This window comes from Psychroflexus maritimus, assembly GCF_011089875.1.
In the GTDB taxonomy this organism is placed as follows: domain Bacteria; phylum Bacteroidota; class Bacteroidia; order Flavobacteriales; family Flavobacteriaceae; genus Psychroflexus; species Psychroflexus maritimus.
In genome coordinates, this window is sequence record NZ_JAANAS010000038.1 from 23,196 (window position 1) to 37,849 (window position 14,654).

A 14,654-nucleotide genomic window follows, 5' to 3' on the forward strand; every position below is an offset into this window, starting at 1 on the left:
ATCTTCAGATGGGGGAAAATAATTTGGAATTTTATATAGGCTTTAGCCCAATTCTTTTTGGTGCTAGTTGCCATAATTATTCATTAAAAAGTTCTGCTAAATCCTCTACATTTTCGATGTTTGAAAGGGATAAATTCCGTTCCTATTGAAAAAATATGAATTTTAGAAAATTAAATATCCCCTAATAAAGATGGAAAACAAATTAATCAATATGTCAAATAGATAAAATTAAAATGGGATATATTTAATTTAAGCAATGAAATCCAAAATATTTTCCTCAATTTAATAACTTTCATTATTAATTAACACTATAAATCAATAGCCCCCATCTTCAGATGGGGGTATAAAAAGGCAAGCTGAGAAAGGGCTTTAGCCCAATTCTTTTTGGTGCTAGTTGCCATAATTATTCATTAAAAAGCTCTGCTAAATCCTGTACATTTTCGATGTTTGAAAGGGATAAATTCCGTTCTTACCTAATTTATATAAAAAGAGGCAAACAAAAATTCACTAGCTCCCATCTTCAGGAGGAAAATAAACAGAATTTATTTTTAGTTTGAAATTCAGGTGAAGCCTATTAAAATTTCTACGAAAATTCATAAACTAAGCGACTCATTTCAAATTTGCTTGTACTTTTGTGTAAAATTTGAATAATTATGACCCGATTAAGCGTAAATATAAACAAGATAGCAACTTTAAGAAATGCCCGCGGGGGCAATGTGCCTAATCCTATTGAAGCTGCTAAAAATATTGAATCGTTTGGAGCAGAAGGTATTACCGTGCATCCAAGGCCAGACGAAAGACATATTAGGTACGCTGATGTTGACCAACTTTCTAAAGTGGTTAAAACTGAATTTAATATTGAAGGTAATCCTATGGATAATTTTAAGGATTTAGTTTTCAGAAATCAACCCACGCAAGTCACTTTAGTTCCAGATTCTACAGAGGTATTAACTTCAAATGCAGGTTGGGATACGCTTAAACATCAGTCTTATTTAAAAGAGGTAATAGCCGAATTTAAATCGAAAGGAATTAGAACTTCTATTTTTGTTGATCCAGATATACAAATGATTGAAGGTGCTAAAGCAACTGGCACCGATAGAATTGAATTATATACTGAAGAATTTGCTGTGGGATATGCTAAAGGGAAACAACAACAAGCTATTAAACCTTATCAAGAATGTGCTAATTTAGCCCACGAACTAGGTTTAGGCATTAATGCAGGACACGATTTATCCTTAGATAATATTCGTTTTTTTAAGCAAAATATGCCTTATTTAGATGAGGTTTCTATTGGTCATGCACTTATTTCTGAAGCCTTATACCAAGGCTTAGAAACAGTTGTAAAAAAGTATCTTGAATTGTTGAAATAAGTTTTTTTCGCAACAAAAACACTGTCACAAAATTAAAAACATATTATGAAATTATATTCTAAAATAATAGGCAAAGGTCAACCACTATTAATTTTACATGGTTTTTTGGGCATGGGAGATAATTGGAAGACCTTAGGAAAAGAGTTTGCAGAACTGGGTTTTGAAGTGCACTTAATCGACCAAAGAAACCATGGTAGAAGTCCGCACACAGATCAATTTAGTTATGACTTAATGGCGGAAGATATCAAAGATTACATGCAGCATACTCAACTTGAGAAAGCCACGTTAGTTGGTCATTCTATGGGCGGCAAAAATGTTATGCTTTTCGCCACTAAATACCCTGATTTAGTAGATCAATTAGTTGTGGTAGATATTGCGCCAAAATACTACAAACCCCACCATCAAACAATTTTAGAAGGACTTACTATGCTTAGTGAAACTGAATTAGATTCGCGCGGAAAAGCAGATGAATTGCTTAAAGAATATATTTCTGAATGGGGGATAAGACAGTTTTTGCTGAAAAACTTATATTGGAAAGAAAAAAACAAACTAGGTTTCAGAATGAATTTAGAAGCCTTAAAAGCTAATATTCATCAAATTGGTGTAGCCCTCCCAGACCAAGCCAATTATAATCAACCTGTACTTTTTATAGACGGTGAAAAATCAAACTACATTCAAAGCGATTCGGATAAAGACTTAATAAGAAAACATTTTCCTAAAGCTCAAATAATAACGATAAAAGGAGCTGGACATTGGGTGCATGCAGAAAAAAAAGAAGAATTCTTTGAAACGGTCAAGCATTTTTTAACGACTTAAATTTTTTATTTTTAAGACTTTTTAAATACTTGTTTTAAAAATAAAAATACTATGTACGCATAATATTCTTGTTTTTTTGTTGTCTAATTGTCAATTTATACTATTTTTGAGAATGAAATTAAGAAAACCTAAATTTTAAACAAATTTTTATATGAAAAAGTTATTACTCAGTTTAGGCTTGCTTTTGAGTTTTTATTCCGTGTATGCGGGAGGCTATCGCGTAGCCACTCAAGGTCAGCGAGCATTAGCAATGGGGCACTCTGGTGTGGCCGTAGTCAATAGCGCGGAAACCGCTTTCTTTAATCCTGCAGGATTAATTTTACTGGAAAATAAACTTAATGTTTCTGCTGGTGTTACAGGAGTTTTTAATAGTACTTCCTGGCAAAATTCTTCTACAGGGCAGTTTTCTTCAACAGAAAGAAATGTAAGCACCCCTTTTTATTTTTATGCTTCATACAAAGTCAATGAATGGCTGGCTGCTGGATTAAGCGTTTTTACTCCTTACGGAAGTAGAGTAGAGTGGGAGACAGATTGGCCAGGTTCTCACTTAGTTAATGAAATTGAATTAGCGGCTATTTTTGTACAGCCTTTAATTTCATTAAAAGTAAATGATTATTTAAGCGTGGGTGGTGGCCCAATTTTTGTTACGGGAAGTGTAGATTTCAACAGAAACCTTACACGAAGTTTAGTTGACGAACAGGGTAACCGAGCCAACGTAGGTATAAGTGATTCTGGAATTACCAATTGGGGTTGGGGAGCAAGTGTAATGTTTACACCAACCGAAGAACTTAAAGTAGGTTTTAATTACCGTTCAGAAATTATGATGGATGCTGAAGGAGGTGAGGCTACTTTTTCTAATTTGCCCAATTCACCTCTTGTCCCTTCCGAAAACGGTGTTGTCCCTTTCAACGCTTCATTACCTTTACCGGCAGAATGGTCCTTAGGAATTTCCTATGAGTTTTCAGAAAAATTTATGGCTACAGTTCAAGTAGATCGTACGTTGTGGGAGGTGTATGAATCTTTAGATATTAGTTTCCCTGAAACTGGAATTCCAGATGCTATTAACCCTAGAAACTATCAAAATTCAACTGTTTATCGTGTAGGAGCACAGTATAAGGCATCTGAACAATGGACCATAAGAGCAGGATATTATTTTGACGAATCACCTGTACAATCTGGTTTCTTTGCTCCAGAGACCCCAAGAAACGACGGTCAAGGATTTACTGGAGGCTTTTCTTTTGAGGTTAATGATAATTTTGCTATTGATGCCTCCTTCTTGTATCTAAGATTCAGTGAGATAGATGAATCTTATGATTTTTACACAGAAGATGGAGTACAAGTTCCTTTTGAAGGTACCTTTAAATCAAATGCTTTTTTACCAGGAATCGGAATTACTTACAAACTTTAAATCTGAAATCAAATGAAAAAATATTTTACATACTTAGCTATAACGGCTTTTGTTTTTACAAGCTGTGACCCAGAGTTTAACGATTCTGTTGAAGATGGCGATTTATACTCTACAGGTGAAGCTGATTTCACTAATTTTGTTAGTGTAGGAAATTCACTTACTGCAGGTTTTGCAGATAATGCACTATATATTGAAGGACAAGAAAATTCATTTCCAAATATTATGGCTAAGCAGTTTGAGTTGCTAGGCGGAGGTGACTTTGTGCAACCTTTAATGAATGATAATTTAGGAGGATTACTTTTAGGAGGGAATCAAATTATGGACACACGTTTAGTTTTAGGAGTTGATGAAGAAGGTAACCCTGGGCCAAGAAATATTTCAGGAACGCCAACTACAGAGGTAACAAATTCTGTTTATGGTGGTCAAATGAATAATTTTGGTGTACCAGGTGCTAAGAGTTTTCACTTAGTAGCACCAGGGTATGGAAATGTGGCAGGTGTTCAAGCAGGAGCTGCTAACCCTTATTTCGTTCGCTTTGCTAGCTCTAATGAAACTACCGTTTTAGGTGATGCTATGGAACAAAACCCAAGCTTTTTCAGCCTTTGGATTGGTAACAATGATATTCTAGGCTACGCCACTGCCGGTGGAGCTGGAGTTAATCAACAAGGAAACTTAGACCCAACAACTTATGGAGGAAATGACATTACAGACATCAATGTTTTTGGTTCGGTGTATTCAGACTTAACCGAAACTTTAGCTTCTTCAACTTCAGGTGGTGTAGTTTTTAATATTCCAGATGTTACTACAATTCCATTTTTTACTACTGTTCCACATAATCCTGTTCCTTTAAGCGAGGACTTAGCTGTAATTTTAAATGCTAACTTTCAAGGGTATAATGAACAAATTTTACCTGGTTTAGTTCAACAAGGTGTAATTAGTGAAGAAGAAATGGCTTTAAGACAAATAAGTTTTAGCGCAGGACAAGGTAATGCGGTAACAATGATTGATGAAGATTTAACTGACTTAACTCAAATTCTTCAAGGGCCTCCTTTCAATTTAGATCCGCAAACAGCTGCCTTACTTGGTCAGTTAAGACAAGCCAATGAAACTGATTTGGTGGTTTTACCAGCGGCTAGTTTTATTGGCTCTCCAGTACCTGGCGGTGGTTCTACTGCAGTTAACGGCGTGAGTGTTCCACTAGCAGATCAATGGGTGCTTACCGCTTCAGAACAAGCAGAGGTTGAACAGGCTAGAGTAGCTTACAACAGCATTATTCAGTCGTTAGCTAATGAATATGACCTAGCTTTTGTAGATGTAGCTATGTTATTGCAAGAAGTTGAGGAAGGCTTACCAACCGATTCAGGAGTTTTAACTTCAGAATTTGCAGCAGGGGGAGCGTTTTCTTTAGATGGAGTACATTTAACTCCTAGAGGCTATGCCGTAGTCGCCAACAGAGCTATTGATGCTATTAACGAAAAATACAATTCTAGTGTGCCAAGAGTAAATCCTGGTGATTTTAGAACTATACAGCCAAGTAACAACTAATGGTGTAATTATTTATTAGTTGAATAAGCTTATAAAATCGTCTTTTCAATTTGCATTTCCTATTTTTGCAATCTGAAAAGACGATTTTTTTTAAATTCAAACACTTATGAAAGTATTAATTCAACTTGTAGTCACGGCCATCTTTGTCATTACTCTAGCTACTGTGTTACCCGGTGTAAACGTAGATGGATTTATGACTTCATTAGTTGTTGCGGCTCTTTTAGCCTTATTAAATATATTTGTCAAACCAATTTTAGTGGTATTTACTCTTCCTGTTACGGTAGTTACCTTTGGTTTATTTCTTTTGGTAATAAATGCAGCTATAATCTTAATGTGCGATGCCTTAGTTGATGGTTTTAGCGTGAATGGTTTTTGGTGGGCTTTATTATTTAGTGTTTTGCTTTCATTTATTCAATCAGTGGTTAGGTCTGGAGCTAATAGAATGGATCATCCCTCAAAACACTAAACATTATTTTTTAAGCTAAAATTAAATATTTCGACTAAATGAATTCCTTTTTTGTTATTCTTAAAACTAATATCTTACTATTTTTGCGCATTCAAAATAAGTTTTCATGTTTAGAAGTCATACCAACGGAGCGCTAAATGCTCAACATATCAATCAAGAGGTAATTTTGTCTGGATGGGTCCAAAAGTCAAGAGACAAAGGATTTATAATTTGGGTAGATTTAAGAGATCGCTACGGAATTACTCAGTTAGTTTTTGATACGGAACGCACCGCTGATGAAATCATGGAAAAAGCTAGAAAACTTCACCGGGAGTTTGTGATTCAGGTAAAGGGTAAAGTGATTGAACGTGAATCCAAAAACACCTCAATTCCAACGGGTGAAATTGAAGTTTTAGTAGAAGATTTGGTGATTTTAAACGAAGCCAAAAACCCGCCTTTTACCATTGAAGATAAAACTGATGGAGGAGAGGATTTGAGAATGAAATATAGGTATTTAGACATTCGAAGAAACCCGGTAAAAAACAAGCTTATCTTTAGAAGTAAAGTAGCTTCCGAAATACGCAATTACCTTACACATCAAGAATTTATAGAGGTAGAAACACCTTATCTTATCAAATCAACTCCTGAAGGAGCAAGAGATTTTGTGGTTCCTAGCAGAATGAATGAAGGGCAGTTTTATGCCTTACCTCAATCGCCACAAACCTTTAAACAGCTTCTAATGGTAGGGGGAATGGATAAGTATTTTCAACTTGTAAAATGCTTTAGAGATGAGGATTTACGCGCCGATAGACAACCCGAGTTTACGCAGATTGATTGCGAAATGGCTTTTGTTGAACAAGAAGACATTTTAACTACCTTTGAAGGTTTAACTAAGCACTTGCTTAAACAATTGAATAATGTAGAGGTAGCTGAATTTCCTAGAATGACTTATGAGGAGGCAATGAAAACCTACGGAAATGATAAACCTGATATTAGGTTTGGAATGAAGTTTGGCGAATTGAATGAAGTAAGTCAACACAAAGATTTTAAAGTTTTTAATGAAGCAGAATTGGTAGTAGGTATTGCCGTTCCTGGTGGTGCTTCTAAAAGCAGAAAAGAGATTGACCAACTTATTAAGTGGGTGCAGCGTCCGCAAGTTGGAGCCAAAGGGATGGTTTATGTAAAATGCAATGAAGACGGAAGCTTTAAATCTTCTGTAGATAAATTTTATACCCACGAAGATTTACAAGCTTGGGCAGAAAAAACACAAGCAAAGGCAGGCGATTTAATTTGTGTGCTTTCTGGTGAAGCAAATAAGACAAGAGCTCAGCTTTCTGCTTTACGAATGGAACTAGCTGAACAATTAGGTTTAAGAAAATCTGATGAATTTGCTCCGTTATGGGTGGTTGATTTTCCACTACTAGAGTGGGATGAAGAAACTGAACGATTTCACGCTATGCATCACCCGTTTACTTCGCCTAAAAAAGAAGACATTGCATTGTTGGCCACAGCTCCAGGAAAAGTAAGAGCCAATGCTTATGACCTGGTATTGAATGGTAATGAAATTGGCGGCGGATCTATCAGAATACACGACCAGAAAACCCAGGCCATGATGTTTGATTACCTTGGGTTTACACCAGAAGAAGCTCAGGCTCAATTTGGCTTCCTGATGGATGCCTTTCAATATGGAGCACCTCCACATGGTGGAATTGCCTTTGGATTTGATCGTTTAGTAGCTATTTTAGGCGGTCAAGAAAGTATTCGCGATTACATAGCTTTCCCTAAAAATAACTCAGGAAGAGATGTGATGATTGATGCTCCGGCAAAACTTGACCAAGCTCAATTGAAAGAATTACACCTAAAGCTAAATCTGAAATCTTAAGTTAGATTACAGAACTTAGTGAGTTTACTGCTAATTATACTTTCAAGTAGATTGCATACCGTTCAATTGAAAAATCTGAAGAGGTCATTTAGTTAGGTGATTATGAGTTAGTTAACTAAACTACTTCGCCTTTTTCTAGAAACTTGTTTTCTTTGCTTCCAACCAATTCAAAATCAATGTTACGCTTAACTAAATCGGCTTTTTTTACTTTCACAAAAACCTCATCACCTAGTTGAAAAGTCATTTTTTTTCGCTTGCCAACAATGGCATAATTCTCTTTATCAAAGTAATAATGATCTCCTTCAATATCTCTTAAACGCACCATACCTTCGCATCGGTTTTCTATGATTTCAACAAACATTCCAAAGTCGGTTACACCAGAAATGACTCCAGTAAATTCTTGGTCTTCATACTGCTGCATGAATTTTACTTGCATGTACTTAATTGAATCGCGTTCAGCATTAGTGGCCAAACCTTCCATTTGAGAAGAATGCTTACACTTTTCTTCGTATTCTTCTTGTTTTACGCTGTCTTTTTCATCTAAGTAACGCTGTAACAAGCGATGGACCATAACATCAGGATACCTTCTAATAGGTGAAGTAAAATGCGAGTAAAAATCGAATGCCAATCCATAATGACCAATATTCTGAGTGGAATAATAAGCTTTAGACATAGAACGTATAGCTAAGGTATCAATTAAATTTTGTTCGCCTTTGCCTTGCACATCTTCCAAGAGTTGATTTAACGAACTAATGGTTGATTTTCTGCTTTTTAGGTTCAGTTGGTATCCAAATTTGTTAACTACGGTATTTAAAGCAGTTAGTTTTTCTGGGTCTGGTTCGTCATGACAACGATAAACAAAGGTCTTTTTAGGCTTTTGCTTACCAATAAATTCAGAAACTTTTTTATTGGCCAATAACATAAATTCTTCAATTAACTTATTGGCATCTTTAGAAGTTTTGAAAAAGACTCCCTCCGGATTATTTTCCTCGTTTAAATCAAATTTCACTTCAATTTTATCAAACGAAATAGAGCCATTTTTCATTCGCTTTAGGCGCATCATTTTGGCCAACTTATCCAATTTTAAAACAGCATCACTTATGCGCTTATCAACTTGGTAAGTTTTTCCGCTAAGCGAAACACTAGCATCAATTTCATTACTTTCTGTATCAATAATAAACTGAGCTTCTTCGTAGGCAAAACGCGCATCTGAATAAGTAACTGTTCTTCCAAACCATTCGTTGACCACTTTTGCCTGAGGAGTAACTTCAAAGACGGATGAAAAAGTGTATTTCTCTTCATTTGGTCTTAAAGAACAAGCCTTATTAGAAAGCACTTCAGGAAGCATAGGGACAACGCGATCTACTAAGTAAATAGAAGTAGCCCTTTGGTAAGCTTCATCATCTAAAACGCTTCCGGGTTGTACGTAAAAGGAAACATCGGCAATATGAATACCAATTTCATAATTTCCGTTATCAAGCATCTTAAAACTCAAAGCATCGTCAAAATCTTTTGCATCGGCGGGGTCTATGGTAAAGGTGAGTACATCCCGCATATCTCTTCGCTTAGCAATTTCTGAAGCTTGAATAGAAGTATCTAATTGGTTAGCGAAATCTTCTACTTCTTTAGGGAATTTTTCTGGCAAGCCATATTGTGCTAAAATAGCATGCATTTCGGTTTGATGTTCCCCCGGGATTCCTAAAACTTCTATGATTTTCCCTCGGGGAGAATCGTCATTTTTGCCCCAAGAAGTCATTTCCACCAAGACCATTTCACCATTTTTAGCAGCATTCATGTTTTCTGGAGCAACAAAAATATCGGTGTACATTTTGGGATTTTGCATGACCACAAAGCCAAAGTTTTTTTGCTGATCTAAAACACCAACAAAACGCGTGGTATGACGTTCAAGCACCTCAACAACTTCGCCTTCAGCGCTTGATCGTTGCCTGTTTTTGAACACATAAACCTGAACTTTATCTCTATTTAAAGCACTGTTAAGGTTAGCATTAGCAATGTGAATATCGTTTTCTAGTCCTTCAACAATAACATAAGCATCACCTTTGGAAGTCATATCAATACTTCCTTCATAAAAATCTGAACTTCCATTAAATTGAAACTTACCTCTGGAAGTTTCTTTGAGCTTACCCTTAGCGGTTTGTTGAGCTAAGGTTCGAATAATTCGATTTCTACTTTTAGCATCATCTACATTTAGGCGAGAAGCAATTTCTTTATAATTGAAGGATTCGTTTTCGTTAGATTTAAATATTCTTAGGATTTTATGCGTAAAGTTTGCGCTTGAAGTTCCGTTATTTCTTTTTCTATTGTTATTTCTTTTTTTACTCATATATTTTTTAAACTCTTCAAATGTAAGTATTTTTATTGGAGCTACACAGGCTTTTAAGACAAGTAAGTATTATTGAATGGTTAATACTAATTTAAGCTGATTGAATTTAATTTTCCAATTATGTTCGAAACCACTCAGTGACCTCACTTCGATACAATTTCAACTGCACTCTCGTTCGTTGAAATCACTCAGTGACCACACACAATTTACAACATTCAATAATTCTTAAAAAAACACTTAATTTGGAAACAATACCACTAAATTCTTAGTTTGTGCTTTAAAAAATGATGAATTTGTAATTAATGTCTTTAATCAATATAAAATCAGCTATTTAATCAAGTATTACCTGAGTGTTAAATCTTAAAAAATTAACTTTTTTGGCTTTCAGTTTGTTAATAATTTTATAATTTTGTTTTAAATTTAAAAGCGTGTTTAAGCCAAAAACCATATTTATTTTCTTTTTAAGCATCCTAGCTATTGGGGTGTTATTGATTTACCTTTATCTTACTAGTTTTTTAAATCATAAATTGAATTTCGACTTTTCCTTTTAACTTATAAAAGCACTTCTGTTTAAGACTAGCCTAGGTTTAATTTTTTACCAAAAATTTAAATAATTCATACGAAAACAAGTTTATTTTTGAACTAAAATAAAAGCATGACCGATTTTATTAAAATAGCTATTTTTACTTATCCGCATGAATATACGGTGCTAAAGCTAGTTTTAGAAAAAAACAACATCCGATTTTTCTTCCAAAATGAAACCGTTATTGGTATGATTCCTTTTTATTCAAACGCTTTAGGCGGGATTTTTCTGAAAGTTCACCCCAACGACCTTGAGCAAGCGAAAGCTATTTTAAGAGATTTTAGTACAGAAGATGAATATCTTAAAATTGTTTAAGCTGTAATATCAATTTTACCATCAAATGGTGCTCTATTTACTATTTTTAATATTCAATTAGGTATAATTAGGCCTTTAAAATCTCTTTGTATCGTTTTTTGTTATTTAGTATTTCTTGCGCTTCTTTTACTTCTTCAGCATTTTTAGTGTCGAATTCAAAAACTCCTTCGTCATAAAAATAGCGTCTAATCACTTCTTCTTCAAGCAAACGCTCAATCGCCTTTTTTCGTTGGTTAAATGATTCTTCTTTGTAAGCGTCTATTGACTTTTCTATAGTTAGTACATCTTTTTTAAATAGCTGGTTTAGTTTTTCATTTTCAGCTACTTCTTTTAATGTTTGAAGTTGTTTTTCTGTAGCTGTTTCATAACTAAAATTAGACTGTTCAACAAATTTGATAAAGGCCTTGTAGTCTTGATTAGTTAAATTAAAATCACTTAAGTTCTCAAACGAATGAGTGTAGTAAAATTGAGTTGCAAACTCAAAAATCATATTTTTTTCTAATAAGGCCTTTGTTAAACCTTCAGTTTGTGCACTTTCTACTTCAATATCAGGTCTAATTCCACCGCCATCAAAAACACTTCTACCGTTTCTTGTTTTAAATTCTTGGTATTGTTCTTTATTTTTTCTTATGGCTTTTCCTTCTTGGTAATCTAAAGCTTGAATACACCTTCCACTAGGAGTGTAATACCTTGAAATAGTAATTTTAGCTGAAGTTCCATAATTCAAATTCTTAGGTCGTTGCACCAAACCTTTTCCAAAACTTCGCGCGCCAATTACTATACCACGGTCTAAATCTTGAATGCTTCCAGAAACAATTTCACTTGCCGAAGCACTACGTTCATTAATCAAAACCGCCATAGGTAGTTGGTCATCAATGGGTCGATTTTGGGTGACGTAAGTTTGGTTGTACTTTTCTATTGCCGATTTGGTAAAAGTGATTAAAACATCTTTAGGAACAAACAAGTTAGTTACATTCACCGCCTCGCCAAGCAATCCGCCAGGGTTACCTCTAAGGTCTAAAATAACTTGTTCAGCTCCTTGTTCTTTCAATTTTTTCAAGGCTTCTCCAACTTCTTTAGAGGCCGTTTTAGTAAATTTGGCTAAAGCAATGTAAGCGGTTTTGTCTTCTAAAAGGGAGTAAAAAGGAACGGCTTTTTGTTCTTCTGAAGCGCGTTCTACTTCCAATTCTTTTTCTTTTCCTTGACGAATAAACTGAAGTTCAACTTTTGTTCCCGCTCCACCTTTTAGCAACTCTGAAGCATCTTGCTGAAAATTAGCTAGTTCTATTCCGTCTATATGGGTAATTACATCACCAATTTTTAAGCCTGCTTTATCGGCTGGCCCATTTTGATTCACTTTTGCAATAACCACCTGTTCATTAATTAATTTAAAATTAGCCCCTACGCTAGAAACTGAACCTGATTGCTGAATACGTGCACGTTGTACATCTTGCTCAGAATAAAATTGTGTGTATGGGTCTAAATCTTTCAACATAGCAACAATAGCCGTGTTCATTAATTCTGCCGAATTAATTTCATCTACATAATTCATATTAACCTCTTTGTAGAGGTTGGTAAAAATTTCTATTTGTTTGGCAATTTCAAAGAAGTCTGAACGGTAATTAAAGCCTAAACTGCCTAATGCAATTACTCCTCCAAGTACTAGTGCTAAAAGTTTCTTTTTCATTTGTGTTTTTTTTACGCTCCAACAATTCCAATTTAAAACTCATAGGTGAGTATAGATCTAATTCAATTTTTTTGTTTTCTTTGTTCGTTATTTTCCAAGCATAGCTAGGGAAAATATGCACAATTTCCTACATTAAAATAAGCAATTAAGCTGTTTTAAACAACATGTAATAATCAAACAAGTTCTTCAACAAAAGTATTGAAAATAAATGAAGAATTGGTTTTTATCTAAAATTACGAGGCTAATTCATTTCGAGACCACGGAAGTTTAGTGTTTCAATAAGTGGAAAATTACTCTATTTTACAAGGAGTTCAAAATGGACTACAAAAATTTATCGTTAAATTTGAAGTGAGAGAGCCGTTAAATTTTATGCTGTCTGAGTAAACGAATTTTCATACTTTAAACTTAATAATATAGCGAGTTCATAAAATTTAGGCATCGAACAAAAAAAACCCAACTACTTAAAAATAAAGCACTTGGGTTTTATTTTGAGGTCTCGAGCGGATTCGAACCGCTGTACATGGTTTTGCAGACCACTGCCTAGCCACTCGGCCACGAGACCATTTCTTAGGAAGCGCAAAGTTAAAAATAAAATCAGAATTCCAAGGGCATTTGTCAAATTAGTTTTCCCAACACCTTTCTTTATCCCAAGTTATTCATTAAAACATTTGCTCATCTCCTTACTCTGTAAAAATGGAAGTTAAAGGGATTTTTAACTCAGGAAAAAGACTACCTACTACTTCCTGTTTTCCTTCTATTTCATTAAACAAACCTAAGGATTCATATTTACTGTTAATCAGGCTAAAAATCTCAATGCTTTTGTTGGCAGGATCAGCTATCCAGTATTCTTTTACGCTATTTTCTTCGTAAAGATTAAATTTTTCATTATAGTCCTTTTTAGCGGTTGAAACTGAAAGTACCTCAACAATTAAAACTGGAGCACCTAAGCAGCCAGCATCATCTAATTTTTCTAAATCGCAAATAATGCAAATATCGGGTTGCACTACGGTGTCTATTTCATCGTTTTTTTCTATATTTTTTTTAAGGCGAACATCAAAAGGTGATTGATAAACTTCGCATGAGTTTAATTTCAAAAAATTAAAGAATTCATAGAATAATATACCCTCTATTTTTTGATGATAACGCCTTGGTGCTGGACTCATTTTATACAACCAGCCCTTGATTAATTCTACACGCTCATTAAACCGCCACGTTAGGTAATCGGCATAAGTATATTGTTTTTTGAAATCCAACTCGTTGATGTCGGTTACAGGTTTCATGTGTTTATATGATTTGTTTTTTAGCTTTCAGACACACCTGATCAACTCATCTCGGGCAGGTATAACACGTGTACTCATTTTCCCTGTGTTTAGAATTTTTATACATGCGTATTTAATCTGTTGCTGTGTGTTTTTACAAAAATACTATTTTCAATTGATAAATGGTATAACCCAACCAAATACAAATAGTTCCGCTCATTCTTTACGGACTACTGCATAAGTCTAGATTTAATTTCCTATTTATAATCACGTTCCATGATAATCTTTACCGAAGCCACATCTCCACCAATTGGAGGATTAATTTTTGCTACGCTTACTTTGGCATTTTCTACTTGAGGTAATTCATTTGCAATGCGATTCAAAATACGGTTAGCCACTTGCTCCAATAGTTTTGAGCGTATGGACATCTCTTCTTTAACGATGGTGTTGAGGTGAACATAATCTACCGTATCTTTTAAATCGTCTGTTGCTGCCGACTTGCTTAAATCGGCTTTTATTTTTAAATCGACACGGTATTCACTACCAATTTTTTTCTCCTCTTCCAAACATCCATGATTGGTAAAGCAACGAATATTTTCTAATTCTATGTGGTGCATTTCGCTTTTTTTTGAAATACAAATTTAGCAAAAGAAAGGAGTTTTGTGGAATTAAAGCATGTTTAAATAGTCATCTGCCACAACTTTACTCATAAATAAGGTTTTATAAATATCTCCCAATACATTGGCATTGATGTAAGTAGAGTCAGTGATTCTTCCATTGTAAGCAGCAACATCTGTAAACGTGCATTCCTCTCCCTATTGGTCGTCGGATGCAGGGGCATAATCTAACAACATACCCGATTCAATACGTTGTTTTTCTAGGTTATCACATATTGGGTTGATTTGTGCTGCCCATCCCATATCCAGATTGATTTGAGAGAACATAAAGCTTGGGGCTACTAATAGCAAGTAAATTAGTTTTTTCATAATTGTAATTTATT

General features: G+C 34.7%; 12 protein-coding genes and 1 tRNA gene. 7 read left to right on the top strand and 6 right to left on the bottom strand.

The features are described from left to right. The first annotated feature begins 653 nt into the window (after window positions 1-653). From G7034_RS04280 to aspS, 6 genes are all read left to right on the top strand, one after another. Complete coding sequence (locus G7034_RS04280) at window positions 654-1,370, top strand: pyridoxine 5'-phosphate synthase (RefSeq protein WP_166399734.1); 717 nt, start codon at window positions 654-656, stop codon at window positions 1,368-1,370. Between the two features lie 45 nt (window positions 1,371-1,415). Then, window positions 1,416-2,186, top strand: coding sequence for an alpha/beta fold hydrolase (locus G7034_RS04285; protein WP_166399735.1), 771 nt, complete (start codon window positions 1,416-1,418; stop codon window positions 2,184-2,186). A 151-nt stretch (window positions 2,187-2,337) separates the two neighbouring features. Next, a complete protein-coding gene (locus G7034_RS04290; protein WP_166399736.1) occupies window positions 2,338-3,594 on the top strand; it encodes an OmpP1/FadL family transporter in 1,257 nt (418 codons plus the stop codon). A 12-nt stretch (window positions 3,595-3,606) separates the two neighbouring features. Then, window positions 3,607-5,139 (top strand): SGNH/GDSL hydrolase family protein, encoded by a 1,533-nt coding sequence (locus G7034_RS04295; RefSeq protein WP_166399737.1) that lies wholly within the window; start codon window positions 3,607-3,609, stop codon window positions 5,137-5,139. A 106-nt stretch (window positions 5,140-5,245) separates the two neighbouring features. Next, a complete protein-coding gene (locus G7034_RS04300) occupies window positions 5,246-5,605 on the top strand; it encodes a phage holin family protein (RefSeq protein WP_166399738.1) in 360 nt (119 codons plus the stop codon). A gap of 106 nt (window positions 5,606-5,711) precedes the next feature. Further along, window positions 5,712-7,466, top strand: a complete 1,755-nt coding sequence (aspS, locus tag G7034_RS04305; RefSeq protein WP_166399739.1) for an aspartate--tRNA ligase — start codon at window positions 5,712-5,714, stop codon at window positions 7,464-7,466. 115 nt (window positions 7,467-7,581) lie between these two features. Here aspS and rnr read toward each other — a convergent pair whose 3' ends face one another. Next, window positions 7,582-9,810 carry a ribonuclease R gene (rnr, locus tag G7034_RS04310; RefSeq protein ID WP_166399740.1) on the bottom strand — a complete coding sequence of 743 codons (2,229 nt, stop codon included), beginning with the start codon at window positions 9,808-9,810 and terminating at the stop codon, window positions 7,582-7,584. A gap of 655 nt (window positions 9,811-10,465) precedes the next feature. Here rnr and G7034_RS04315 point away from each other — a divergent pair. After that, window positions 10,466-10,708 (top strand): DUF2007 domain-containing protein, encoded by a 243-nt coding sequence (locus G7034_RS04315; RefSeq protein ID WP_166399741.1) that lies wholly within the window; start codon window positions 10,466-10,468, stop codon window positions 10,706-10,708. A gap of 67 nt (window positions 10,709-10,775) precedes the next feature. Here the strand turns inward: G7034_RS04315 and G7034_RS04320 are convergent, their stop codons facing one another. The 5 genes from G7034_RS04320 to G7034_RS04340 form a co-directional block, all read right to left on the bottom strand. Then, a complete protein-coding gene (locus G7034_RS04320; RefSeq protein ID WP_166399742.1) occupies window positions 10,776-12,395 on the bottom strand; it encodes a S41 family peptidase in 1,620 nt (539 codons plus the stop codon). Between the two features lie 491 nt (window positions 12,396-12,886). Continuing rightward, window positions 12,887-12,957, bottom strand: a tRNA-Cys gene (locus G7034_RS04325). Window positions 12,958-13,075: 118 nt separating this feature from the next. Continuing rightward, window positions 13,076-13,675: a Uma2 family endonuclease gene (locus tag G7034_RS04330; protein ID WP_166399743.1), complete on the bottom strand. Its 600-nt coding sequence runs from the start codon at window positions 13,673-13,675 to the stop codon at window positions 13,076-13,078. Window positions 13,676-13,911: 236 nt separating this feature from the next. Continuing rightward, window positions 13,912-14,271, bottom strand: coding sequence for a dihydroneopterin aldolase (folB, locus tag G7034_RS04335; RefSeq protein ID WP_166399744.1), 360 nt, complete (start codon window positions 14,269-14,271; stop codon window positions 13,912-13,914). Window positions 14,272-14,469: 198 nt separating this feature from the next. Next, the gene (locus G7034_RS04340; RefSeq protein ID WP_166399745.1) at window positions 14,470-14,640 is read right to left on the bottom strand and encodes a hypothetical protein; all 171 of its coding nucleotides are present in this window, start codon (window positions 14,638-14,640) and stop codon (window positions 14,470-14,472) included. Window positions 14,641-14,654: the final 14 nt, after the last annotated feature.

Bases quoted from the DNA above. Each gene is read 5' to 3' on its own strand.
- G7034_RS04315 (WP_166399741.1), top strand. From the start codon at position 10,466: ATGACCGATTTTATTAAAATAGCTATTTTTACTTATCCGCATGAATAT.
- folB (WP_166399744.1), bottom strand. From the start codon at position 14,271: ATGCACCACATAGAATTAGAAAATATTCGTTGCTTTACCAATCATGGA.
- G7034_RS04320 (WP_166399742.1), bottom strand. From the start codon at position 12,395: ATGAAAAAGAAACTTTTAGCACTAGTACTTGGAGGAGTAATTGCATTA.
- G7034_RS04285 (WP_166399735.1), top strand. From the start codon at position 1,416: ATGAAATTATATTCTAAAATAATAGGCAAAGGTCAACCACTATTAATT.
- G7034_RS04340 (WP_166399745.1), bottom strand. From the start codon at position 14,640: ATGAAAAAACTAATTTACTTGCTATTAGTAGCCCCAAGCTTTATGTTC.
- G7034_RS04295 (WP_166399737.1), top strand. From the start codon at position 3,607: ATGAAAAAATATTTTACATACTTAGCTATAACGGCTTTTGTTTTTACA.
- G7034_RS04300 (WP_166399738.1), top strand. From the start codon at position 5,246: ATGAAAGTATTAATTCAACTTGTAGTCACGGCCATCTTTGTCATTACT.
- rnr (WP_166399740.1), bottom strand. From the start codon at position 9,810: ATGAGTAAAAAAAGAAATAACAATAGAAAAAGAAATAACGGAACTTCA.
- G7034_RS04330 (WP_166399743.1), bottom strand. From the start codon at position 13,675: ATGAAACCTGTAACCGACATCAACGAGTTGGATTTCAAAAAACAATAT.
- G7034_RS04290 (WP_166399736.1), top strand. From the start codon at position 2,338: ATGAAAAAGTTATTACTCAGTTTAGGCTTGCTTTTGAGTTTTTATTCC.
- aspS (WP_166399739.1), top strand. From the start codon at position 5,712: ATGTTTAGAAGTCATACCAACGGAGCGCTAAATGCTCAACATATCAAT.
- G7034_RS04280 (WP_166399734.1), top strand. From the start codon at position 654: ATGACCCGATTAAGCGTAAATATAAACAAGATAGCAACTTTAAGAAAT.